This window comes from Streptomyces sp. SX-6, assembly GCF_059089585.1.
The window spans coordinates 286,986-309,961 of sequence record NZ_JBTHHU010000005.1; the positions used below are offsets into that span (position 1 = coordinate 286,986).

At 70.0% G+C, this 22,976-nt stretch carries 25 protein-coding genes; 14 read left to right on the forward strand and 11 right to left on the reverse strand.

Annotated features, from left to right (window positions below; all coding sequences use genetic code 11):
• Positions 1 to 60: 60 nt before the first annotated feature.
• Entirely contained in the window at positions 61 to 972 is a 912-nt protein-coding gene (locus tag ACV530_RS08955) for a glutaminase (RefSeq protein WP_494331753.1), read from the reverse strand.
• Positions 973 to 1,167: 195 nt separating this feature from the next.
• Here ACV530_RS08955 and ACV530_RS08960 point away from each other — a divergent pair, with 195 nt between their 5' ends.
• A complete protein-coding gene (locus ACV530_RS08960) occupies positions 1,168 to 1,758 on the forward strand; it encodes an N-acetylmuramoyl-L-alanine amidase (protein WP_494331754.1) in 591 nt (196 codons plus the stop codon).
• Between the two features lie 26 nt (positions 1,759 to 1,784).
• Positions 1,785 to 2,705: a 1-aminocyclopropane-1-carboxylate deaminase/D-cysteine desulfhydrase gene (locus ACV530_RS08965; RefSeq protein ID WP_494331755.1), complete on the forward strand. Its 921-nt coding sequence runs from the start codon at positions 1,785 to 1,787 to the stop codon at positions 2,703 to 2,705.
• Here the strand turns inward: ACV530_RS08965 and ACV530_RS08970 are convergent.
• Complete coding sequence (locus ACV530_RS08970; RefSeq protein WP_494331756.1) at positions 2,681 to 4,282, reverse strand: Na+/H+ antiporter; 1,602 nt, start codon at positions 4,280 to 4,282, stop codon at positions 2,681 to 2,683. The two genes, ACV530_RS08965 and ACV530_RS08970, sit on opposite strands and share 25 nt — an antisense overlap.
• Before the next feature lie 50 nt (positions 4,283 to 4,332).
• On the opposite strand from ACV530_RS08970, the gene ACV530_RS08975 reads away from it, so the two are divergent.
• From ACV530_RS08975 to ACV530_RS08990, 4 genes are all read left to right on the forward strand, one after another.
• Positions 4,333 to 4,593 carry a UBP-type zinc finger domain-containing protein gene (locus ACV530_RS08975; RefSeq protein ID WP_494331757.1) on the forward strand — a complete coding sequence of 87 codons (261 nt, stop codon included), beginning with the start codon at positions 4,333 to 4,335 and terminating at the stop codon, positions 4,591 to 4,593.
• Between the two features lie 45 nt (positions 4,594 to 4,638).
• A complete protein-coding gene (locus ACV530_RS08980; protein ID WP_494331758.1) occupies positions 4,639 to 5,184 on the forward strand; it encodes a GNAT family N-acetyltransferase in 546 nt (181 codons plus the stop codon).
• Positions 5,185 to 5,384: 200 nt separating this feature from the next.
• The gene (locus ACV530_RS08985; protein WP_071962378.1) at positions 5,385 to 5,801 is read left to right on the forward strand and encodes an ATP-binding protein; all 417 of its coding nucleotides are present in this window, start codon (positions 5,385 to 5,387) and stop codon (positions 5,799 to 5,801) included.
• Positions 5,802 to 5,817: 16 nt separating this feature from the next.
• Positions 5,818 to 6,744 (forward strand): RNA polymerase sigma factor SigF, encoded by a 927-nt coding sequence (locus ACV530_RS08990; RefSeq protein WP_494331759.1) that lies wholly within the window; start codon positions 5,818 to 5,820, stop codon positions 6,742 to 6,744.
• A gap of 96 nt (positions 6,745 to 6,840) precedes the next feature.
• Here the strand turns inward: ACV530_RS08990 and ACV530_RS08995 are convergent, their stop codons facing one another.
• Positions 6,841 to 7,332: a hypothetical protein gene (locus tag ACV530_RS08995; RefSeq protein ID WP_494331760.1), complete on the reverse strand. Its 492-nt coding sequence runs from the start codon at positions 7,330 to 7,332 to the stop codon at positions 6,841 to 6,843.
• 93 nt (positions 7,333 to 7,425) lie between these two features.
• Here ACV530_RS08995 and ACV530_RS09000 point away from each other — a divergent pair, with 93 nt between their 5' ends.
• Both ACV530_RS09000 and ACV530_RS09005 read left to right on the forward strand, forming a co-directional pair.
• A complete protein-coding gene (locus ACV530_RS09000) occupies positions 7,426 to 8,394 on the forward strand; it encodes a diacylglycerol/lipid kinase family protein (RefSeq protein ID WP_494331761.1) in 969 nt (322 codons plus the stop codon).
• A gap of 321 nt (positions 8,395 to 8,715) precedes the next feature.
• A complete protein-coding gene (locus tag ACV530_RS09005) occupies positions 8,716 to 8,973 on the forward strand; it encodes a WhiB family transcriptional regulator (RefSeq protein ID WP_004937597.1) in 258 nt (85 codons plus the stop codon).
• 105 nt (positions 8,974 to 9,078) lie between these two features.
• Here ACV530_RS09005 and ACV530_RS09010 read toward each other — a convergent pair whose 3' ends face one another.
• Both ACV530_RS09010 and ACV530_RS09015 read right to left on the reverse strand, forming a co-directional pair.
• Positions 9,079 to 10,548, reverse strand: a complete 1,470-nt coding sequence (locus tag ACV530_RS09010; protein WP_494331792.1) for a sensor histidine kinase — start codon at positions 10,546 to 10,548, stop codon at positions 9,079 to 9,081.
• Between the two features lie 420 nt (positions 10,549 to 10,968).
• Entirely contained in the window at positions 10,969 to 11,595 is a 627-nt protein-coding gene (locus ACV530_RS09015) for a TetR/AcrR family transcriptional regulator (protein WP_494331762.1), read from the reverse strand.
• Positions 11,596 to 11,676: 81 nt separating this feature from the next.
• Here ACV530_RS09015 and ACV530_RS09020 point away from each other — a divergent pair, with 81 nt between their 5' ends.
• Both ACV530_RS09020 and nagB read left to right on the forward strand, forming a co-directional pair.
• Positions 11,677 to 12,438 carry an SDR family oxidoreductase gene (locus ACV530_RS09020; RefSeq protein ID WP_494331763.1) on the forward strand — a complete coding sequence of 254 codons (762 nt, stop codon included), beginning with the start codon at positions 11,677 to 11,679 and terminating at the stop codon, positions 12,436 to 12,438.
• 98 nt (positions 12,439 to 12,536) lie between these two features.
• Positions 12,537 to 13,322, forward strand: coding sequence for a glucosamine-6-phosphate deaminase (nagB, locus tag ACV530_RS09025; RefSeq protein ID WP_494331764.1), 786 nt, complete (start codon positions 12,537 to 12,539; stop codon positions 13,320 to 13,322).
• A gap of 49 nt (positions 13,323 to 13,371) precedes the next feature.
• Here nagB and ACV530_RS09030 read toward each other — a convergent pair whose 3' ends face one another.
• The 4 genes from ACV530_RS09030 to ACV530_RS09045 form a co-directional block, all read right to left on the reverse strand.
• Complete coding sequence (locus ACV530_RS09030) at positions 13,372 to 14,880, reverse strand: glycoside hydrolase family 3 protein (protein ID WP_494331765.1); 1,509 nt, start codon at positions 14,878 to 14,880, stop codon at positions 13,372 to 13,374.
• A gap of 10 nt (positions 14,881 to 14,890) precedes the next feature.
• The gene (locus ACV530_RS09035; protein WP_494331766.1) at positions 14,891 to 15,721 is read right to left on the reverse strand and encodes a carbohydrate ABC transporter permease; all 831 of its coding nucleotides are present in this window, start codon (positions 15,719 to 15,721) and stop codon (positions 14,891 to 14,893) included.
• Positions 15,718 to 16,695 (reverse strand): carbohydrate ABC transporter permease, encoded by a 978-nt coding sequence (locus ACV530_RS09040; RefSeq protein WP_494331767.1) that lies wholly within the window; start codon positions 16,693 to 16,695, stop codon positions 15,718 to 15,720. The genes ACV530_RS09035 and ACV530_RS09040 overlap by 4 nt, the downstream gene beginning before the upstream one ends.
• 97 nt (positions 16,696 to 16,792) lie before the next feature.
• Positions 16,793 to 18,067 carry an extracellular solute-binding protein gene (locus ACV530_RS09045; RefSeq protein WP_494331768.1) on the reverse strand — a complete coding sequence of 425 codons (1,275 nt, stop codon included), beginning with the start codon at positions 18,065 to 18,067 and terminating at the stop codon, positions 16,793 to 16,795.
• A gap of 243 nt (positions 18,068 to 18,310) precedes the next feature.
• On the opposite strand from ACV530_RS09045, the gene ACV530_RS09050 reads away from it, so the two are divergent.
• The 4 genes from ACV530_RS09050 to ACV530_RS09065 all read left to right on the forward strand — a co-directional run bounded on the left by ACV530_RS09050 (position 18,311) and on the right by ACV530_RS09065 (position 21,759).
• Complete coding sequence (locus ACV530_RS09050; protein ID WP_494331793.1) at positions 18,311 to 19,081, forward strand: GntR family transcriptional regulator; 771 nt, start codon at positions 18,311 to 18,313, stop codon at positions 19,079 to 19,081.
• A 92-nt stretch (positions 19,082 to 19,173) separates the two neighbouring features.
• Positions 19,174 to 20,220, forward strand: coding sequence for a radical SAM protein (locus tag ACV530_RS09055; protein ID WP_494331769.1), 1,047 nt, complete (start codon positions 19,174 to 19,176; stop codon positions 20,218 to 20,220).
• 37 nt (positions 20,221 to 20,257) lie between these two features.
• Entirely contained in the window at positions 20,258 to 20,770 is a 513-nt protein-coding gene (locus tag ACV530_RS09060; RefSeq protein ID WP_494331770.1) for a hypothetical protein, read from the forward strand.
• 113 nt (positions 20,771 to 20,883) lie between these two features.
• Positions 20,884 to 21,759, forward strand: a complete 876-nt coding sequence (locus ACV530_RS09065; RefSeq protein WP_494331771.1) for an NmrA/HSCARG family protein — start codon at positions 20,884 to 20,886, stop codon at positions 21,757 to 21,759.
• A gap of 100 nt (positions 21,760 to 21,859) precedes the next feature.
• Here ACV530_RS09065 and ACV530_RS09070 read toward each other — a convergent pair whose 3' ends face one another.
• Both ACV530_RS09070 and ACV530_RS09075 read right to left on the reverse strand, forming a co-directional pair.
• A complete protein-coding gene (locus tag ACV530_RS09070; protein WP_494331772.1) occupies positions 21,860 to 22,153 on the reverse strand; it encodes an ester cyclase in 294 nt (97 codons plus the stop codon).
• 160 nt (positions 22,154 to 22,313) lie between these two features.
• Positions 22,314 to 22,688 (reverse strand): VOC family protein, encoded by a 375-nt coding sequence (locus ACV530_RS09075; RefSeq protein ID WP_494331773.1) that lies wholly within the window; start codon positions 22,686 to 22,688, stop codon positions 22,314 to 22,316.
• Positions 22,689 to 22,976 lie beyond the last annotated feature (288 nt).

A 22,976-nucleotide genomic window follows, 5' to 3' on the forward strand; every position in this document is an offset into this window, starting at 1 on the left:
CGGTCCATCGTGCAACAGCGGTGCGTGGGCCGCCACCGATGGCATGCCTCAGAGGACCGCTCAGAAGACCGACCAGCCCGTGAGCGTGGTGAAGTGGTCCAGGGCCGCGACGCCCGCCACCGAGTTGCCGCGGGCGTCCAGGCCGGGGCTCCAGACGCACAGCGTGCAGCGTCCCGGTATCACGGCGATGATGCCGCCGCCCACGCCGCTCTTGCCCGGGAGGCCGACCCGGTAGGCGAAGTCACCGGCGGCGTCGTACGTGCCGCAGGTGAGCATGACCGCGTTGATCTGCTTGGCCTCGCGGCTCGGGAGCAGGCGCGTGCCGTCCGCGCGCAGGCCGTGGCGGGCCAGGAAGCTGCTCGCGACGGCGAGGTCGCGGCAGCTCATCTCGATGGAGCACTGCCAGAAGTAGTGCTCCAGCACAGTGGGCACCGGATTGTCGAGGTTGCCGTAGCTCGCCATGAAGTGCGCCAGCGCCGCGTTGCGGTCGCCGTGCTCGGACTCGGACTTGGCGACGGCCGCGTCGAAGGAGACCTCCGGGTTGCCGCTCTCGGCGCGCAGGAACTCCAGCATCGTGGTGCTGGCGTCGCCCGTCAGCGTCTGCAGCCGGTCGGTGACGACGAGCGCACCCGCGTTGATGAACGGGTTGCGCGGAATACCGTTCTCGTATTCGAGCTGGACCAGGGAGTTGAAGGCATTTCCGGACGGTTCCGTGCCGACCCGTTCCCAGATCCTGTCGCCGCCCTCGGCCAGCACGAGCGCGAGCCCGAAGGCCTTGGAGATGGACTGCACGGAGAAGGGGCGTTCCCAGTCCCCCACGCCGTGGATGCCGCCGTCGACGTCGGCGACGGCCATCCCGAACTGGCTGGTGTCCATGTCCGCGAGGGCCGGGATGTACTGGGCGGCCTGGCCACGGCCGACCAGCGGGCGCACGAAGGAGGCGACTTCTTCGAGTACGGCCTGGTAGTCCACTGGTTCGTACTTTCTGTCCCGGTAACGGCGAGCATGTCCGGCGTGCGGCCGATTCGGCTCGCACGATATCCGAACACCCAGCCCACCAGCGAACTTTTCGATACAACGGGCCCGTTCACTTCGCTTCACTCGCGTCATCGCGTCCACTCGCGTCATCGCGTCCACTCGCGTCCACTCGTGTCGAAGGAGACAGCCGTGGCCCCACCCCTGTCGGCGAGCGACTTCCTCGCCGTCCTGCGGAAGGAGGGTGCCGAGATCGTCGAGGTCGGCGACTGGCGCACCCACAACCGTGCCGGACACGGCCCCTGGGGCCCGGTCCACGGCGTGATGGTCCACCACACCTCCACCTCGGGCACCGACGCCTCCGTCCGGCTCTGCCGGGACGGGCGGCCCGACCTGCCCGGGCCGCTGTGCCACGGGGTCATCGCCAAGGACGGCCGCGTCCACCTCGTCGGCTCCGGGCGCGTCAACCACGCCGGGAGCGGCGACGGCGACGTGCTGCGCGCGGTGATCGCCGAGAAGCCGCTGCCGCCCGTGCGCGAGGCCGGCACCGACGGCAACACGTACTTCTACGGCTTCGAGTGCGTCAACCTCGGCGACGGTGCCGACCCCTGGCCCGCGGCCCAGCTGGACGTCATCGAGCGCGTGGCGGCGGCGCTCTGCCGCCATCACGGGTGGAGCGAGCGGTCCGTCATCGGCCACCGCGAGTGGCGGCCGGGCAAGGTGGACCCGGTGGGCTTCGCCATGGACTGGCTCCGCGACCGCGTCCGCGCACGCCTCACGTGACCCGCGCGTCACGTGACAATGGGTGCGTGACCAGCTCCGTACCCGCCCTCGCCGCGCTGCGGCCGTGCCTGCCGTCCCCGCTCGAGGAAGTGGCGGACGAGCGGTTCGCGCGCCGGGGCGTACGGCTGCTGCTCAAGCGCGACGACCTGATACACCCCGACATCCCGGGCAACAAGTGGCGCAAGCTGGAACTCAATCTCCAGGCCGCCGAGGAGGCCGGGAAGGACACCCTGCTCACCTTCGGCGGCGCGTACTCCAACCACCTGCGCGCCACCGCCGCGGCGGGCCGGCTGCTCGGTTTCGGGACGATCGGCATCGTGCGCGGCGAGGAACTGGCGGACCGGCCGCTCAACCCGTCGCTGGCCCGCTGCGTGGCGGACGGCATGCGGCTGCGCTTCGTCGACCGCACGACCTACCGGCGCAAGGCGGAACCCGAGGTGCTGGCCGCGCTGGCGCCGGAGGGCTGCTTCGTGATCCCCGAGGGCGGCAGCAACGCCGCGGCGGCCCGCGGCTGCGCGTCCCTCGGGCGCGAGCTGCGCGGTGTCGCGCACATCGTCGGCGTCGCCTGCGGCACCGGGGGCACGCTCGCCGGGCTCGCCGCCGGGCTCGGCGTGGGACAGCGGACGATCGGCTTCCCCGTGCTCAAGGGCGGCTTCCTCGGCGCCGAGGCCGAGCGGCTCCAGCGGGAGGCCTTCGGCGGCAGGCGCGGCGACTGGCGGCTGGACGAGCGCTTCCACTGCGGCGGCTACGCCCGCAGCTCGCCCGAACTGACCGCGTTCGCCGAGGACTTCTCGGCCCGGCACGGCCTGCTGCTGGAGCGGCTGTACGTGGCGAAGGCGCTGTTCGGGCTGACGACGCTCGCCGAGGAGGGCGCGTTCCGGCCGGGTACGACGGTCGTGGCCGTGATCACCGGCGGCGCGGATCAGCCGACGCCCTCCTCGCGGTAGGCCGCGGCCTCCTCCAGGTCGAGCCGGCGCAGGAGCGTCCGCAGCATCTCGTCGTCGATGCGACGGGCGTCCCGCAGCGCCACGAAGACCTTGCGCTCGGCGCCGATCACCTCGCGCGTCAGCCGGCGGTAGGTGTCGTCCGCCGACTCGCCGGTGGTCTCGTGCACGGCGCCGAGCCGCTCCCACACCGCGTTGCGCCGCCGCTCGAGGACCGCGCGCAGCCGGTCGGCGAGCGGCGGCGGGAGGGCGTTGCGCTCGTCGGCGAGGAGTTCCTCGAGGCGGCGTTCGGCGGCCGCCGAGGCCTCGCTCTGGGCCTGGGCCTCGACGAGGGTCTCGGCCTGCTCGTCCCGGCCGGGCAGGCGCAGGGCGCGGATGAGCGGGGGCAGCGAGAGGCCCTGGACGACGAGCGTGCCGATCACCGTGGTGAAGGTGAGGAAGAGGATCAGGTTGCGGGCGGGGAAGCCGCTCCCGGCGTGCGCGGTGACGGGGATCGAGAAGGCGACCGCGAGCGAGACGACACCGCGCATCCCAGCCCAGCCGACGACGAAGACGCCCTTGCCGTCGACGTCCGGCTCGCGCTCGCGGATGCGCGCCGACAGCCACCGCGGCAGGAACGTCGCGGGGAAGACCCATACGAAGCGGGCCGCCACGACCGCGAGGAAGACGGCGACCGCGTACCAGGCCGCCTCGCCCGCCCCGTACTCCCCCAGTCCCCGCAGCACGACGGGCAGTTGGAGGCCGATGAGCGCGAAGACCGCGGACTCGAGGATGAAGGCGACCATCTTCCACACCGCCGCCTCCTGCAGCCGGGTGGCGAAGTCGACCTGCCAGGAACGGTGCCCGAGGTACAGGCCGACGACCACGACGGCGAGCACGCCGGACGCCTCGACCTGTTCGGCGGCGGCGTAGGCCGCGAAGGGGATGAGCAGCGAGAGGGTGTTCTGCAGCAGCGGTTCGCGCAGCGTCTTGCGCAGCCAGTGCAGCGGCACCATGAGCACCAGGCCGACCGCGATGCCGCCGAGCGCGGCGACCGCGAACTCCCGCACGCCCCCGGCCCAGGTGGCGCCCTCGCCCACGGCGGCGGCGAGCGCGACCTTGTAGGCGGTGATCGCGGTCGCGTCGTTCACCAGGGACTCGCCCTGGAGGATGGTGGTGATCCGCGAGGGCAGCCCCAGACGGCGGGCGATCGCGGTCGCGGCGACCGCGTCGGGCGGGGCGACGACCGCGCCGAGCACGAGCGCGGCGGCGGCCGGCATACCCGGCACCACCATGTGGACCACCCAGCCGACGGCGAGCGTGGCGAACAGGACGTAGCCGACCGAGAGCAGCGCCACCGGCCGTGCGTTGGCCCGCAGGTCGAGGTACGAGCTCTCGAGCGCGGCGGTGTGCAGCAGCGGCGGCAGCACCAGGGGCAGTACGACGCCGGGCTCGAGCGTGTAGTCCGGCACCCCGGGCACGTACGAGGCGACGAGCCCGGCGGCGGTGAGCAGCAGCGGCGCGGGCACCGGCGTACGGCGGGCAGCGCCGGCGACGGCGGCACTGGCCGCCACCAGCATCAGCAAGGGCATGACGTTCATCGGCTCCGCCTGTTCACCGGTGTTCCAACCCGCCGTCTAACCTGGCCATCATGATCGACTGTCCGCATCTCGCCGAACTGCCGCGCCCCGAGCCGGAGCCGCTGAGCACAGGCTGCCCCGAGTGCGACGCCGTCGGCAGCCATCCGGTGCAACTGCGGATGTGTCTGGTGTGCGGGCACGTGGGCTGCTGCGACTCCTCGCCCTACCGGCACGCCACGGGCCACTTCGAGGAGACGGGCCACGCGGTGATGCGCAGCTTCGAGCCCGGGCAGAGCTGGCGCTGGTGCTACGCGGACAAACACCTCGTCTGATCGCCTGCTCGCCGTGATCCGTCGGACAGGCCTTAGCATGCACGCATGATCCGACCCGCTACCCCCGCCGACGTGCCCGTCATCCACGCGATGATCCGTGAACTCGCCGCGTACGAACGGGCGCTGGAGGAGGCCCGGGCCACCGAGGAACAGCTGCGCGAGGCGCTGTTCGGGGCGCACCCCGCGGTCCATGCGCTGATAGCGGAGAGTGACGCCGACGCCGGAGAGGAGGCCGCCGCGGGCGGCGAAGTCGTCGGCTTCGCGCTCTGGTTCCTCAACTTCTCCACCTGGACGGGTACGCACGGTATCTATCTGGAGGATCTCTATGTTCGACCGGGGGCGCGCGGCGGCGGCCACGGCAAGGCGCTCCTCACCGCTCTCGCGCAGATCTGTGTGGAGCGCGGCTACCAGCGTTTTGAATGGTCAGTGCTGGACTGGAATGAACCGTCGATAGCGTTCTACCGCTCCATCGGCGCGCAGCCGATGGACGGTTGGACGGTGCAGCGGCTTTCCGGAGAAGCGCTCAACGGCCTTGCGGCACTCGCGCAGAGTGACGAAAATCCCAACAGGGCGACTTCTCTTTCGATTTGACCCCTCAGACCCCTAGCCACTTTCCGTACTCATGGGCTTACCATGAGTGACAGTCGCGGGGTTGCGGCAGGGCGCCGCAGATCGCGATAGCGTCGCAGCCGACAATATGCGGCGGCGGCCGGTACCGCCCTTCGGCAGAAGGGGGTGCGGGGCCGACGCTCATAACAGCTCAAGAAGCTTGTGCCACCTTGGAGGTGAGGGTGTCCCCCATCGCAGGCGAGCCTGGGACGACCCAGGACTTCGTGGAAGTCCGGCTGCCCGCTGCGGGTGCCTACCTTTCGGTGCTGCGGACGGCGACAGCCGGCCTCGCGGCCCGTCTGGACTTCACCCTCGACGAGATCGAGGACTTGCGCATCGCCGTCGACGAGGCGTGCGCGATCCTCCTGCAACAGGCCGTCCCCGGTTCCGTGCTCAGCTGCGTCTTCCGCCTCGTCGGCGACGCTCTCAGGGTGACCGTCTCGGCACCCACCACGGACGGCCGCGCGCCCGAGCGCGACACCTTCGCCTGGACGGTGCTCTCCGCACTGGCCGGCGAGGTCGACTCCACGGTCGCGGACGACCGTACGGTCAGTATCAGCCTGCACAAGAAGCGCGGCGCCGGCCCCGGACAGCCGTGACGGAAGAGGGGGCTCCGTGAGTACTGCATCGTCGCGGGGAGTGCGTACCCCGGCCATCCCGCAGCAGCCTGCCCGCAACCAGTCGGGGAACGCGGCAGCACTGGGGCCGGACCAGGCGATTGACCCACCGGAGCGGGCGGACCACATGGATCAGTACGAGCACCAGCAGGGGCAGCGGCGCAGCGACCCACACGACCGCAGCGGCGCCCGCGCCCTGTTCGTCGAGCTGCGAGCGCTTCCCGTCGGCTCGCCCGAGCGCGCCGAACTGCGCAACAACCTCGTACGCATGCACCTGCCCCTGGTGGAGCACCTGGCACGGCGGTTCCGCAACCGCGGTGAGCCGCTCGACGACCTGACCCAGGTCGCCACGATCGGCCTGATCAAATCCGTGGACCGGTTCGACCCGGACCGGGGCGTGGAGTTCTCGACGTACGCCACGCCCACAGTCGTCGGCGAGATCAAGCGGCACTTCCGGGACAAGGGCTGGGCGGTGCGGGTGCCGCGCCGGCTCCAGGAACTGCGCCTGGCGCTGACCACCGCCACCGCCGAGCTCTCCCAGCGCCATGGCCGCGCGCCCACCGTCCACGAGCTGGCCGAGCATCTGGGGATCTCCGAGGAGGAGGTGCTGGAGGGCCTGGAGTCCGCCAACGCCTACAGCACGCTCTCCCTGGACGTGCCGGACACCGACGACGAGTCCCCCGCCGTCGCCGACACCCTCGGCGCCGAGGACGAGGCGCTGGAGGGCGTCGAGTACCGCGAGTCCCTCAAGCCGCTGCTGGAGGATCTCCCGCCGCGCGAGAAGAAGATCCTGCTGCTCCGCTTCTTCGGCAACATGACCCAGTCGCAGATCGCCCAGGAGGTCGGCATCTCCCAGATGCACGTCTCACGCCTGCTGGCCCGCACACTGGCCCAGCTCCGCGAGCGCCTGCTGATCGAGGAGTAGCTGAGGAGTAGCTCTTGCGCGGCGGGCCTTGTCCAGTGGGCTGAGGCCGTCGGTTCCGTGCGGGTGGAGTCCGCCTGCGCAGGGCTGAACGGCGTTTCAGTCGGTGCGGGTACTGGTGCTGATGCCGAGCGCCTCGGTCGCCGTGGGGTTCACCAGGAGTGCGAGCGCGGCCACGGCGACCAGCGCCAGCACCACGCCCGCGGCGATCAGGGCGCCGCCCGCGTTGTAGAGCGTCCAGGCCACCGGCAGCGCCATCAGCTGCGTGATCATCGCCGGGCCGCGGCTCCAGCGGCGCAGCAGCCACAGGCCGCGCGCCGCCACCAGCGGCAGCACCGCCAGCGCGAGCACGGTCAGTCCGGCCATCTCGGCCTGCTGCGGACTGTCCGGTTTGCCCAGCAGACCCATGACCAGCATGTACACCCCGCCGGCGACGAGCGCCACGCCTTCCAGGCCGGCCAGCACCGCCGCGGCCGTCAGCCGGGCGGGCCGGGGCGCGGCCGGGTCGGGGGTCGTCGGGGCCTTGCTCCCACTGCGCTCGCGGGGGGCGCTCTTACGGGCGGACTTCGGCGCGGACTGCTTGCTGCTCACCCCAGCAGGGTAGCCCCGCTCCGTCCGACGCTCCGGGCAGCGGGGGCCGACCTGGGATGAGGCGTGTACCAACAGGTAGGTAGGCTGGCGCGCATGCGTGCGCTTCTTGTGGTCAATCCTTCGGCCACCACCACCAGTGTTCGTACGCGCGACGTCCTGGTGCATGCACTCGCCAGCGATCTCAAGCTGGAGGTCGCCACCACCGAGTACCGGGGCCATGCCCGCGACCTCGCACGCGCTGCCGCCGAGAGCGGCAATATCGAACTGGTGGTCGCGCTCGGCGGTGACGGAACCGTCAACGAGGTCGTCAACGGCCTCCTGCACCACGGCCCCGACCCCGAGGACCGGCCGCGCCTGGCCGTGGTTCCCGGCGGCTCCACGAATGTGTTCGCCCGTGCGCTGGGCCTGCCCAACGACGTCGTCGAGGCGACCGGCGCCCTGCTGGACGCCCTGCGCAACGGCACCGAGCGCACGGTCGGCCTGGGCCACGCCGGGGGCACCCCGGGCACCCCGGACGAGGGAGTGCCCGCACGCTGGTTCACTTTCTGCGCCGGTTTCGGCTTCGACGCGGGCGTGGTGGGCCGCGTCGAGCAGCAGCGGGAGCGCGGCAAGCGTTCGACGCATTCCCTGTACGTGCGACAGTTCATGCGTCAGCTCTTCGGCGAGGAGAACCGCAGACACGGCACGATCACCCTCGAACGACCTGGCGAGGAGCCACTCGAGAATCTCGTCATGTCGATAATCTGCAACACGGCGCCGTGGACCTATCTCGGCAACCGTCCGCTTTACGCGCTGCCGCAGGCATCCTTCGACACCGCTCTTGACGTGCTGGGACTCACCAAACTGACCACTTTCACGGTCAGCCACTACATCAGCCAGCTGCTGTCCTCGAACCCGGAGCACGGCCCCAAGGGCAAACACGCCGTGTCATTGCATGACCAAACCTCCTTCACCTTGCATTCGCAGGCTCCCCTGCCGTTCCAGATGGACGGCGACCACCTAGGGCTCCGTACGAGCGTGACGTTCACAGGCGTTCGCCGAGCACTGCGTGTGATTGTGTGAGCGCCAGGGCCTAAAGTCCTTCCACTCGAACGTTTAGGCTGGGTTCCACCCCCTCGAAGTACGGCTGTGACCTACCCGACACCGAGGAATCAAAAAAAACTTTCCAGAAGGGGTTGTATCCGCCGCCGAGGTTTGCGAGTCTCTTCTTGGCGATCGGGACGGCCACTCTTCAGGGCTTCCCGCTTTGCCCGAACCCCCTCTCACTTACCCCTGGACCGCACCAGTCTCTGGCTGGGCGTTGGCCCTTGCCCTGCGGGGGGATTCGTGAAAGCGTTCACATTCACAAGCCACTTAAGCCCTTTACGAGGAGATGGAGCAGCCATGGACTGGCGTCACAACGCCGTTTGCCGCGAGGAAGACCCCGAGCTGTTCTTCCCCATCGGCAACACCGGTCCTGCGCTGCTGCAGATCGAGGAAGCCAAGGCCGTCTGCCGCCGCTGCCCCGTCATGGAGCAGTGCCTGCAGTGGGCGCTCGAGTCCGGCCAGGACTCCGGCGTCTGGGGTGGCCTCAGCGAGGACGAGCGTCGCGCGATGAAGCGCCGCGCCGCCCGCAACCGGGCGCGCAACGCGACCGCCTGACGCCCCTCGGCCCCCGAGCCGCAGCGCGCAGTACCCCCCGAAGCAGCGCTAAGCACGTCAAGCTTTGAGCCCCGGACCCGATCGGTCCGGGGCTCAGTGCTTTCGTTACGGCTTTTCCGCTTGTACGGGGATGTCGAGCACCACTCGCGTGCCCCGCCCGGAGGCCGGCACCATGTCGAAGCTTCCGCCGAGTTCCCCCTCGACCAGGGTCCGTACGATCTGCAGGCCCAGGTTGCCGGCGCGCTGCGGGTCGAAACCTTCCGGCAGTCCGCGGCCGTCGTCCTGCACCGAGATCAGCAGCCGGGCGTCGGTCCGGGTGCCGCTGCGTACGGCGGTGACCTCGACCCGCCCCTGCTCCCCCGGTCCGAAGCCGTGTTCGAGGGCGTTCTGCAGGAGTTCGGTCAGGACCATCGACAGCGGCGTGGCCACCTCGGCGTCGAGTATGCCGAAGCGCCCGGTGCGGCGGGTGGTGACCCGGCCCGGGGAGATCTCGGCGACCATCGCGAGGACCCGGTCGGCGATCTCGTCGAACTCGACCCGCTCGTCGAGGTTCTGCGACAGCGTCTCGTGGACGATCGCGATCGACCCGACACGGCGCACCGCCTCCTCCAGCGCCTCGCGCCCCTCGGCCGAGGTGATCCTGCGGGCCTGGAGGCGCAACAGAGCGGCCACGGTCTGGAGGTTGTTCTTCACCCGGTGGTGGATCTCGCGGATCGTCGCGTCCTTGGTGATCAACTCGCGCTCGCGCCGACGCAGTTCGGTGACATCGCGCAGCAGTACGAGCGAACCGATGTGATTTCCCTTGGGTTTGAGGGGAATCGCCCGGAGCTGGATGACGCCGCCGTTGGCCTCCACCTCGAACTCGCGCGGCGCCCAGCCGCTCGCGAGCTTGGCCAGCCCCTCGTCGACGGGCCCTCGGGACGGTGCCAACTCGGCGGTGGTTTCGCCCAGATGGTGCCCCACGAGGTCGGCGGCGAGGCCGAGCCGGTGGTAGGCGGAGAGCGCGTTGGGGCTGGCGTACTGCACGGTTCCGTCCGCGTCCAGCCTGATCAGCCCGTCGCCCGCGCGCGGCGAGGCGTCCATGTCGACTTGTTGACCGGGGAAGGGGAAGGACCCGGCGGCGATCATCTGGGCGAGGTCGGAGGCGCTCTGGAGATAGGTGAGTTCGAGCCGGCTCGGCGTCCGCACCGTCAGCAGATTGGTGTTGCGGGCGATGACGCCGAGGACCCGGCCCTCCCGGCGGACGGGGATGGACTCGACCCGCACCGGCACCTCCTCACGCCACTCCGGGTCGCCCTCGCGCACGATCCGGCCCTCGTCGAGGGCGGCGTCGAGCATGGGCCGGCGACCCCGGGGCACCAGGTGGCCGACCATGTCGTCCTGGTAGGAGGTGGGTCCGGTGTTGGGCCGCATCTGGGCGACGGAGACGTACCGGGTGCCGTCCCGGGTGGGGATCCACAGGACCAGGTCGGCGAAGGACAGGTCGGAGAGCAGCTGCCACTCCGAGACCAGCAGATGGAGCCACTCGAGGTCCGAGTCGCCGAGGTCGGTGTGCTGGCGTACGAGGTCGTTCATGGAGGGCACGCTTGCGAGCCTACCTTCGCGGGCAGCGGGGACCAGTGCCACAGAAGCGGGGACCGGTGCTGCAGAAGCATGGACAGCGCAGAATGGTCTAGTCCACAATGGCCATGCGAAGCCAATGGCTGCGCAAAGCTTTGGGATGGCGCCCCGCCGAGTGGTGCGGCTTTCCGGATCGCGGAGTCATGAACTCCGCACCGCCACACCGCTTCGCGGGACGCGATTGGCCTCCGCCTTCTCCGCACAAGAGGGCGGACCGAGGCCGGGCGCTCTCTGCCCTGACTGCGCCGCGGCCTCCGGCCGGCCGTCCCGCGCGGGGCCGCACACCCCGCACCCCGGGCCGGCCGTTGCCGGCTCCGGGCTGCGGTGCCTACCGGGCTGAGGGTCCCGGCCGGGCGCCGCGGCCCGGCGCGAGACTCAGCCATCGCCGACCGGGGCGTCCGGACGGTGCGGCCACACCCGGAGCGCCAACTCGACGACCGCCTCGAGCTCTTCACGGCTCGCGCCGTCGCGCGCCTGCTGAGACATCCCCTGGATCGTCACGGCGGTGAACTGCGCGAGCGCATGGGAGTCGACGTCGGCGGGCAGCTCCCCCGCCGCCTTGTCCGCCGCGATCACGCGCTCCATGGCCCGGATGTTGGCCTCGCGCAGCTCACGCAGGGCCGTCACCACATCATCCGAACCGGCACTCGCGTTGGTCGCGGCCGAGACGACGAGGCAGCCGTGCGGGCGGCCGGACGTGGTGTATTCGACCGCCGCTTCCCGCAGCGCCCGCTCGACGCCCCGGCGGGCCGTCGGCTCCTCCTCGAGCGCGCGGCCGAGGAAGGCGCCGTACGTGTGCCCGTACTCCGCGACGACCTCGGTGAACAGGGCCTTCTTGTCGCCGAACGCCGCGTAGAGGCTGGGAGCCCCGATGCCCATGGCCCGGGTGAGGTCGGCGATGGAGGTCGCCTCGTAGCCCCGCTCCCAGAAGGTCTGGATCGCCTGTTCAAGGGCTGTCGCACGGTCGAAGGACCGGGGACGCCCACGTTGTTTGGTAGCCACGGGTGAATTTTATAGCGCTCGATCGAGAATCCGTGCTACGGTTTTTCTGTAACGACCGCTAGGGAATGAGGGGGCAGCACCATGGGTGCACTCACGGGCAAGACGGCACTGGTCACGGGCGGCAGCCGGGGCATCGGGCGGGGCATCTCGGAGCGGCTGGCGCGCGAGGGCGCGCGGGTCGCCGTGCACTACGGGCGCGACGACGCCTCCGCGAAGGAGACGGTCGCCGCGATCCGGGCCGCGGGCGGCGACGCCTTCGCGATCCGCGCCGAGCTGGGGGTTCCGGGCGACGCCGAGGAGCTGTGGGCGGCGTTCGACGCCCATGCCGAGGGCGTGGACATCCTCGTCAACAACGCTGCGACAGACGGGGTGCGCGACCACATCACCGGGATCTCCCCGGAGGACTTCGACCGCGTCTTCGCGATCAACACCAAGGCGCCGTTCTTCGTCACGAAGCTCGGTCTGGAGCGCATGCGCGACGGGGGTCGCGTCGTCAACATCTCCACGGGCCTGACGCGGCGCGCGCTCATGCCGGAGACCATCACCTATGCCATGACCAAGGGCGCGGTGGATGTGTTCACCAAGACGCTGGCCCAGTACGCGGGCGCGCGCGGCATCACGGTCAACGCGGTCGCCCCCGGCGTGGTCGACACGGACATGAACGCGAGCTGGCTGCGCGGCGAGGCCAACAAGGCGACCTGGGACGCGATCGCCGCGTCCTCGCCGCTGGGGAAGGTGGCCGGGGCGGCCGAGATCGCCGACGTCGTCGCCTTCCTCGCCTCGCCCGACGGCCGCTGGGTCACGGGCCAGTGGATAGACGCGACGGGCGGGGCCCTGAAGTAGCGCGCGGCACCCGGGAGCCCGCTGGGTCGACCTCTGTTAGATTGGGGATTGGTCTATACCACCACCAGCTCCCCACCTTCAAGATCGGCAGGCCCAGCGTGGAAGTTGTCATCGTCCCGGACGCCAAGGCAGGCGGCGAGCTCATCGCCGATGCCATGGCCGCCCTGCTGCGCCGCAAGCCCGACGCCCTCCTCGGCGTGGCCACCGGCTCCACCCCGCTGCCCGTCTACGAGGCCCTGGCGGCGCAGGTCCGCTCCGGCGCCGTGGACGCCTCGCGTGCCCGCATCTGCCAGCTCGACGAGTATGTCGGGCTGCCGTCCGAGCACCCCGAGTCCTACCGTTCCACGGTGCTGCGCCAGGTCGTGGAGCCGCTCGGGCTGACCGTGGACTCCTTCATGGGCCCGGACGGCACCGCCGAGGACGTCCAGGCCGCCTGCGAGGCCTACGACCGGGCGCTCACCGAGGCCGGCGGTGTGGACATCCAGCTGCTCGGCATCGGCACCGACGGGCACATCGGGTTCAACGAGCCGTGCTCCTCGCTCGCCTCCCGCACCCGGATCAAGACGCTGACGGAGCAGACCCGCGTCGACAACGCGCGGTTCTTCGACGGCGACATGGACCAGGTGCCCCACCATGTCATCACCCAGGGCATCGGCACCATCCTGGAGGCCCGTCACCTGGTGCTGCTGGCCACCGGTGAGGGCAAGGCCGAGGCCGTGGCGAAGTCCGTGGAGGGTCCGGTCGCCGCGCTGGTGCCCGCCTCCGCGCTGCAGCTGCACCCGCACGCGACGGTCGTCGTCGACGAGGCGGCGGCCTCCAAGCTGAAGCTCGCCGACTACTTCCGCGCGACGTACGCGGCGAAGCCGACCTGGCAGGGCCTGTAGGAAGCGGGGCGACCCGGGGCCTGCCCCGGGTCGGCATCACACCCCGGCGTCACGCCCCGGCGATGATCTCCGCGGCGGCGAGCCCGCAGACGCGGGCGGCGCCGTGGGTGGCGATGTGCAACGCCCCGGTGGGCGGCGCCTGGTTGAGGCCCATCTCGACGACGATGGTGTCGGGCCGGGCGGCGACCAGCTCGTCCAGGGCGCGCGCCATCCAGGGGTGCCGGTGGACGTCCCGTACGACGGCAACGACCGGCCGGTGCCCGGCGGCGCGGAGCACCCGCCCGACGCCATCGGCGCCGTCGATGCCGTCGGCGGCGCCGGGTCCGTAGGAGCCGGTCTCGGTACCGGGCAGCAGGCGGGCGAGTTCGGCGGCCACGCCCCAGGGGGTCTCGTCGCCGACCGCGATGTTGGCGACGGGCGTGAACGCGGCCACGTAGGCGGGCCCGATGAGCGGCATGCCGTCCGCGGCGCCGGTGACGCGCAGCGCACGGCGGGCGGCGGTCAGCCCCACCCCGGGTGCGGGCGCGGTCCCCGCCTTTCCTGCCGCGCCCGCATCCGGGGTCCAGCGCGCGAGTGCGCACACCCGTGCGGCGGCGTCGGCGAGGCGGTCCTCCGCCAACTCGCCCTCGCGCACGGCTCGTACGAGCGTGTCGCGCAGCCGCAGCACGGTGTCCTCGTCCGCCAGTCCACCGCCGACGCAGATGGCGTCGGCCCCGGCGGCGATGGCCAGGACACTGCCGCGTTCCAGGCCGTAGTTGCCGACGATGGCGTTCATCTCCATGCCGTCGGTGACGATCAGCCCCTCGAAGCCGAGGCCCCCCTCCCGCACCGGCGCCCGCAGCAGGCCGTGCAGGACGGACGGGCTGAGCGTGCCCGGCAGGTGCGGGTCGAGCGCGGGCAGCAGGATGTGGGCGCTCATCACCGCCTTGACCCCGGCGGCGACAGCGGCGCGGAAGGGCACCAACTCCCGTTCCTGCAAGGTGTCCAGGCCCACGTCGATGCGCGGCATGTCGTGGTGCGAGTCCACGGCGGTGTCCCCGTGGCCCGGGAAGTGCTTGACGCAGGCGGCCACGCCCGAGGCCTGGAGCCCCTCGACATACGCGGCCGTGTGCCGGGCGACCAGCTCCGGGCCGGCGCCGAAGGACCGTACGCCGATGACCGGGTTGTCCGGGTTGGAGTTGACGTCCGCGGACGGCGCCCAGTTGAGGCCGACCCCGCACTCGGCGAGCCGCCGCCCCAGCTCACCGGCGACGGCACGGGTCAGCTCCGTGTCGTCGACCGTGCCGAGCGCGAAGTTGCCGGGGAACGAGGAGCCCGTACGGACCTCGAGGCGGGTGACGTCACCGCCCTCCTCGTCGATCGCGACGAGCACGTCCTCCCGCTCGGCGCGCAACTGCCGCGTGAGCGCGGCCAGTTGCCCTGGCGACTCGATGTTGCGGCCGAACAGGCCGACGGACGCCAGCCCTTCGCCGAGCCGCCGCAGCAGCCAGTCGGGTGCGGTGGTGCCGGTGAAGCCCGGCTGGAGGACGGTCAGTGCGTCGCGAGTGAGCGTGTCCATACGAGTAGTGCTAGCCCTTCACTGCGCCGGAGGTAAGACCGCCGACCGCCTTGCGCTGGAGGAAGACGAACAGGATGAGAACGGGTACGGCGAACAGCGAGGACGCCGCCATCGTCGCGCCCCAGTCGTCACCGAAAGCCGTACGGAACTGGGTGATCCACAGCGGGAGCGTCTGCGCCTGCGGCTCCTTGCTGAGGATCAGGACCATCGGGAACTCGTTCCAGGCGGTGATGAAGCCGAAGAGCGAGGTGGCCATCAGCCCCGGTGCCAGCAGCGGGAAGATGACCTTCACAAACGCCTGGGTGCGCGTACAGCCGTCGACCAGCGCGGACTCCTCCAGTTCCTTGGGCACCGCGGCCACATAGCCGCGCAGCGTCAGGATCGTGAAGGGCAGCACCATCATCGTGTAGACCGCGATCAGCGGCGGCAGCGTGTTCAGCATCTCCGCGTCGCGCACGATCATGTAGTAGGCGAGGGTCATGACCTCCCAGGGGGCCATCTGCGCCATCATCATGACCAGGATGAAGCTCCTGCGGCCCTTGAAGCGCATGCGCGCGAGGGCGAAGGACGCCAGCAGCGCGATGACGAGCGACAGGGCGACCGCGACCAGCGTGACGGTGAACGAATTGCGCACGAGCGTCCAGAAGTTGTCCGCGTGCACCGCCTTGGTGAAGTGCTCCAGGGTGGGAGCGGTCGGGAACCAGACCGGGGTCTCGGTGACGATGTCCTTGTTGGCCTTGAAGGCCGTGGCGAACATCCAGTAGACGGGGAACGCGAAGACCGCGAAGAGAACGACCGCCGTCGCCCCCGGCCAGACGCGGCCCAGCAGTGAGCGCCTCACAGCTCGTCCTCCTCTTGCTTGAGGACCAGGCGCAGGTAGTACGCGGTCAGGCCCAGCAGGATCACGATGGTCAGGATGGAGATCGCCGCGCCCACGCCGAAGTGCTGGCTCCCCAGGCCCTCCTGGAAGGCATAGACGGGCAGCGTCTCGGTGAGCCGGTCGGGACCGCCCTCGTTGATCGCGAAGACCTGGGTGAACGACTTGAAGACCCAGATGATCTCGAGGAACGTCGTGGCGAGGAAGAACGGCTTGAGGAAGGGGTAGGTCACCGACGTGAACTGCTTCCAGCTTCCCGCACCGTCCAGCGACGCCGCCTCGTACAGCTCCTTGGGGATCGTGGTCGTCGCCGCGTAGAGGTTGATCGCCACGAAGGGGATCGACTGCCAGACGATCAGCAGGGTGATGACGAAGAAGGTGGAGAACTGCCCGCCCGTCCAGTTGAACCCCGCCATGGAGTGCCAACCAAGGCTGTCCAGCACATAGTTGACGACGCCGTAGCGCTGGTCGAAGAGCCACTGGAAGACAGTGGTCGCCGCGACGTGCGGCATCGCCCAGGCCAGGACGAGACCGAGCATCAACAGCAGCCGCATCTTCTTGCCCAGGCGCGCGGCCAGCAGTCCGATCAGACAGCCCAGCACCATGATCAGCGAGACGTTGGCCGCGGTGAAGACCACTGAACGCCCGGCAACCCGCCAGAAGTCCGAACTCGCCAGCTGATCACTGTAGTTGTCGAGCCCCGTCCACTCGGTGACGTGCCGGATCAGCTGTCGCCTGTTGACGTTCTGGAACGACAGCAGGCCGTTCTCGAGCACGATCCAGCCGAGCAGCAGCACCGAGACGACCGCGGTGGGGAGCAGCAGCAGATACGGGACGCTCTTCGCGGCCGCGCCCGGGCCGCGGCGGACCGGCGGATCGCCGCCCTCGCCGGTCCGGGGGGCGGACCGTGCCGCCGCCTCTTCGGTCTGAGCTGACATCGTTGTCCGCCTTCTCCCCTGTCAAACGGTGTTACGTGGCGCTACGTGGTGCACGGTTGGGCGGAAACCACCGAGGCCCCCGCCCGGCCGTCAAAAGTCACTGCTTCTGGCTGAGGCGCTTGTTGATGTCGCCCTCGACCTGCTTGGCCGCCTCCTCGGACGACTTGCCGTTCAGCACGGCCGTCATGTACGCCTTGATCGGGTTCGGCGCGTTCTCCACGTTCGCCCACTCGGGGATCAGCGGGGTGGTGCCGCCGCCCTTGATGGCGGGGGACGCGGCCACGGCGGCGCCGTTGCCCTGCACGTTGGAGAGCAGGGAGTCCTTGTTCGGGATCGAGCCGACCTCCTTCGACAGCGCGCCCTCGTTCTTGTCGGACAGCGCGATCTTCAGGAACTCCTTGGCGAGCGCCTTCTTCTTGCTGTTCTCGGCGATCGCGAGGTTGGAGCCGCCGAGGAAGACGCCCTCGGGCTTGGCGGCCGTCTCACCGGGGATGGTGAAATAGCCGATCTCCTTCTCGATCTGCGGGTTCGCCTTGATGGCGGTCTGGGACTCCCAGCCCATACCGATGAACGCGCCGGTCTTGCCCTTGGCGAAGACGTCCGCCTGCTGCGGGGTGGCCTCGTCCTTGTCCTTGGGCGCCTTGCTGAAGGCCTGGTACTGCTTGTAGATGTCCATGGCCTTGGCGACCTTGGGGTCACCGAGGTTGGAGACGTACTTGTTGCCGTCCTTCTTCACCAGGTCCGCGCCGGTGCCGACGGTCAGGCCCTGGAAGAAGTACCAGTTCTGGCCCGGCAGATAGAGCGGCTCGGCGTCGCCCTTCTTCTGGATGGCCTCGAAGTCCTTGAAGAGCTCGGCGCGGGTCTTCGGGGTGTCCTTGATGCCTGCGTCGGCCCAGATCTTCTTGTTGTAGATGACGACGCGGCTGGCGGCGTACCACGGAGCGGCGTACTGCTTGCCCTCGAACACCGAGGGCTTGTTGAGGGAGTCGGTCCAGTCCCCGCCGATCTCCTTCTTCAGGTCGCCGAGTTCCGCGAGGCCGCCGGTCTCGGCGTAGGAGGGGGTCTGGGTATTGCCGACCTCGAAGACGTCCGGCGGGCTGGACTCGGAGAGCGCGGTGGTGAGCTTCTGCTGGATGCCGTCCCACTTCTGGACCTGGACATCGAGCTTGGCGCCGGTCTTCTGTTCGAACTCGGCCTTCACCGACTCCGTCCACTTGGGCGGATTGGAGCCGTCCATGAACCACACCGTCAGGGTCTTGCCCTTGAAATCGCCGGCGTCGTCCTTGTCGTCGCTGCCGCCACTGGACCCACAAGCAGCAACACTCACCAACATGGCCACGACACCCGTCGCCGCTATGAGCCCACGCTTCACAGCACTCTCCTCAGAGACCGAAAAGTGGTCTTTAATGGTTTAGACCAGTGCCCGCAGCTTGGCCTAGACCTATTGGGGTGTCAAGGGTGTATAAGAGTCGCTGTCGGCTCCGTTACCGGACCGACACCTCGAGCCCGACCTGGGCATCTCCGGTCCTCCCGGGCTCGGCCCGTGCCACCATGTGACCGCAACAAACGGAGGAGCGAGCCGGTGACGGCAGCAGCGGAGTCGGGAAGGCACCCCATGGCGACCGAGGACGGTACGGCCGAGAGCGGCGGCACCGGAGGCAGTGCGGCGCGGACCGCGCGTGTCCCCAAGTACTACCGACTCAAACGCCATTTGCTCGAAATGACCGAAACCCTCCCTCCGGGCACCCCCGTGCCGCCCGAGCGCACGCTCGCCGCCGAGTTCGACACCTCGCGCACGACGGTGCGCCAGGCCCTCCAGGAGCTCGTCGTCGAGGGCCGCCTGGAACGCATCCAGGGCAAGGGGACGTTCGTCGCGAAGCCCAAGGTGTCCCAGGCGCTGCAACTGACCTCCTACACGGAGGACATGCGGGCCCAGGGCCTCGAGCCCACCTCCCAGCTCCTCGACATCGGCTACGTCACCGCCGACGACCGCCTCGCCGGGCTCCTCGACATCACCCCCGGCGGCCGCGTCCTGCGCATCGAGCGGCTGCGGCTCGCCAGCGGCGAGCCCATGGCCATCGAGACCACCCACCTGTCCGCGAAGCGGTTCCCGGCGCTGCGCCGCAACCTCGTCAAGTACACGTCCCTCTACACGGCCCTGGCCGAGGTCTACGGCATCACGCTCGCGGAGGCCGAGGAGACCATCGAGACCTCCCTCGCCACCCCCCGCGAGGCGGGACTCCTCGGTACCGACGTCGGCCTCCCGATGCTCATGCTCTCCCGCCACTCCCTCGACGCCGAGGGCAAGCCCGTGGAGTGGGTCCGGTCCGTCTACCGGGGCGACCGCTACAAGTTCGTCGCGAGGCTGCGGCGCCCCACGGACTGAGCACGGGCCCGGTCTGGACCTATTGACGCCCCCGGAAGTGGCTCATAGTGTCACCTGCGCCGCCCCGTTCCGGCCTCGCGAGAGGAGGATCGATGAACGACCGCGCAGGCACGGGGAGTTACGCCGCCGACGTCACCGACCTCCCGGACCCGCTTCCCGCACCGTCCGCGACCGGCCTCACCCACGCACGCTCCCCGCGGAAGCTCCTCGCCCACGGTGAGCTGCTGCGCAGCTTCGTGGCCCACCGGCCCGTACGGCCCGTCCATCTGCGCATCGGCCTCGCGGGCACCGCCCTCTCCACGGAGCGCACCACGGCGCTCCTGCGCGAGTTCGCCGCCGACGACGGCCGCGCCGTGACGTTCCACGGCCCGGGCGAACCCACCGGGCACCCCGGATATCCGGCCATCTGCGACACCGGGCACGAGGCGGGCCTGCGCATCGGCCTGGCCACCGACGGCTCCCGGCTCGGCCTGCCGGCCATGGCCGAGTGCGTGGCCTCCACGCACACGTGGGTACGGGTCGCCTTGGGCACCCTCCACGGCCGGGCCGTCATGACCCTCCTCGACAACGTCGGCCGCCTGCGCCTGTCCGCCATGGACCCCGACTTCCGCATCGGCTTCGGCTTCGCCGTCACCGCGCACAACCACCACGACATCCCGGCCGCCGCCCACGCCGCCCGCGACGCGGGAGCGCACTACATACGCTTCGCGGCGGACGCCCCCCTCACGGCCGAGGCCTCCGCCGCGCTCCACGAGGCGGCCCTTCTGGCCACGACGGACTTCGACGTCACCGTCCCGCGCCTGGATCAAGTCCCCTCCCCCGTCCCGGACTTCGACCGCTGCCACTACAGCCACTTCATCACCGCCGTCGGCCCCGACGGCCACCTCCACCCCTGTCCCCAGGTCCCCCGCCGCCTCGGCGACGTCCTCCGCGACGGCTACGCCGCCACCCTGCGGGGCGCTCCGCGCGCCGCCTGGGAGGAGTCCGATCCCCTGGCCAACGCCCCGTGCCGGGCATGCCGCTACCGGGGCCAGAACGAACTCCTCGACCTCCTGCTCCATGGCGGGATCGAGCTGGAGGACGCGCTCGACGCGTACGCCCTCGAGGTGCCGTCGACGCTGCACGCGGACTTCGTCTGAGGGCTGAGGGCTGAGGGCGCTGCTGTACGTTGCCCCGATGGGCTTTCTCGACAAGCTGACCGGCACCAAGCACCCCGTCCAGGGCGTCCCCCCACATCCCGTCCAGGAGCTCCGGGCCGCGCTGCTCTCGCTCAACGGGCCGGACATGCCATGGGTGGTACGCACCGCCACGGCAAAGGAGCGCGCCGACCTGGTGGCGGAGTGGCGGGTCATGGAGCCCGCCTGGCATGGCCACTTCCACCGTCAGCGGCTGGACCGGAGCCTCAAGACCCGCATGCGCCTGGACACGGAGAACCACGAAGTCCGCACCGTCGACGTGCAACGGGAGATCACATGGATCGGGACCACGCCCAGGCTGGCCGTGGGAGGGGAGTGGTCCCGCGGGCAGATGAGGTCGGTGTCCCGGCAATGGGTGATCGAGCGGGGACCCGACGGCCGCCTGCGGACGAGGGAGGAGTTCCGCTTCGACCCTGCCGAGTTGAAGATCCCCCTCCAGAGGACGGTCCTCGACGCGGGCTGGACCTGGCGCGCAGTGCTGTTCAGGCTCTGACCTCAGGAGCGGGCCCACCTCTTGTTCGCCCCGCCCACGAGGTGCACCATTGCGAAGCGGAGGTAGCCTCCATATAGTCCCGAGAGGCACCCGCTTCCACCTTTGGAGACCTCATGAGCGACTCCGGAAGAACCGTCCTCGTGACCGGCGCGACCGGCCGCCAAGGTGGCGCAACCGCCCGCCGCCTCCTGGCCGACGGCTGGCGGGTGCGCGCGCTCGTCCGTACCGGGGACAGCGCCAACGCCCGTGAACTCGCGTCGGCCGGCGCAGAGTTGGTGTTCGGTGATCTGGATGATCCCACCTCGCTCGTAACGGCGGCCTCCGGAACATACGGAGTCTTCGGCGTCACTCCGGAGGACCCCGGAAACCCGGAACGCGAAACACAGCGCGGCAAGGCCTTGGCGGATGCCGCCGCGGCCGCCGGCGTCAGCCACTTCGTCTTTACCTCGGTCGGTTCGGCCGACCACGAGCAAGTGCCCTTCTGGCGCGCCAAGTGGGCGGTCGAGCAGTATCTTCACTCGCTCGGCCTGGCCGCCACGGTGCTCCGCCCGGTCCGTTTCATGGAGAACTATGCCGGCCCGGACGCCCGGACAGGGAGCATCACGGACAGCGGAGAACTTGCCGATCTCTTCGGGACCGACGTACCAGTGCAGCTGATCGCGACCGACGACATCGGCGTTTTCGCCGCACTCGCCTTCGGCAGGCCGGAGGAATACCTCGGCAGGACACTGGAGCTTGCCGGTGACGCATTGACATCCGTCGAAATTGCCGAGCTGATCGGGCAGGCCACCGGCCGCCCGGTCAGCTATCGGCAGGTTGCCGGCGAGTCCGTGGGGCTGAGCGAGGAACTCGGCCGACTGCTCACGACCCGACCGGTTTGGCACGCCGACATTCCGGCACTGCGCCAACTCCACCCGGGGTTGCAGGACTTCCCCACCTGGCTGCGGCAGGGCGGAGCCGCGCAGCTGGCCAAGCGGCTTACGCCGTGATCAAGCTTGCCCCTCCCAGCCGAAGCCCCCAGGGGCAACCGTGCCGCGCCGGACTGCTGTCAACGGGCTACCCGGGGAGGTGGCGCACGCACGTCCTGGATCAGGAGTCGTACCGGAGCTGCGCGGTGATGCCCTGCCGGTCGATCTGGATCCAGTACTCCACGATGCGACCCGACTCGACCCGGTACACCGCGCTGGTGAGCGCCGTCACCGGGCGACCGGTCGGCGTGAAGCCGTCGACCTCGCCGACGTGGCGGCCGGCCTGTATCCAGCGTGCGTAGACCCGCTCGCCGTCGGCGAGCAGTTCGTCGATGGTGAAGTCGAACTCCCCATATGCCGCGATCATCTCGCGTACGTGCTCGGCGTACTGCTCGGGCGAGCGCTCCACCGTCATCCGGTCCTCCGACTGGACCTAGTGGGCGAGAACGGTGTCGGCCATGTACTGGTGCACGCGCTCGATCTCCTGGCCGGAGCGCACATGCAGGAGGAAGTCGCGCACGATCTCTTTCGGGCTGCTCATGACAGGCATGATCTCCTGGCGACCGGCCGACCGGTCAAGAGCCGTGGCCGGTGTCGATCACGCAGAACCGGTTGCCCTCGGTGTCGGCCAGGACGACGAAGTCCGGGTCCTTTGGGTAGCTGCTCCACTCCACGCGCTCCGCGCCGAGCGCGACCAGCCGCTCCACCTCGGCGGTCTGCTCGGCCGCGTCGACGGCGTACAGGTCGAGATGTACGCGCGGACGCTCCTGCACCGGTGTGACGCTCCGGCCGAGCGCCACCCCAACGCCCGTCCCGTCGGCGGGAACCAGAACCGTCCAGTCGTCGCCCACTTCGCCGTCGCGCGGGACGTAGCCCAGGGCCTGCCCCCAGAACGCCGCCGCCCGCCGCACATCCTGCACACCCACAACGACCGTTCCGATACTCAGCATCCGTTGATGATGGCAGACAGGCGACAGCAGCCTGACGGCACGTCAGCGGTGAGTTGGTTACGTTACAAAAAGGACACACTACGCATTTTCACGTAACCAAGAGCGCGTCGATTAATTAGGTGCTGGTCTGGTCACGTGCGTGGTGTGGGGATGGCGGCTTCTCCGGTGAGCTGGGCGAGGTCGTGTGCGGTGGTGGCTTTGATGAGGCCTGGTGGGATGGTGTGGTCAAGTTGCTGTAGGGCGTGGGTTGTTTCCCTGACGGCGTTGCCGATGGTGGCGGAGGTGGTG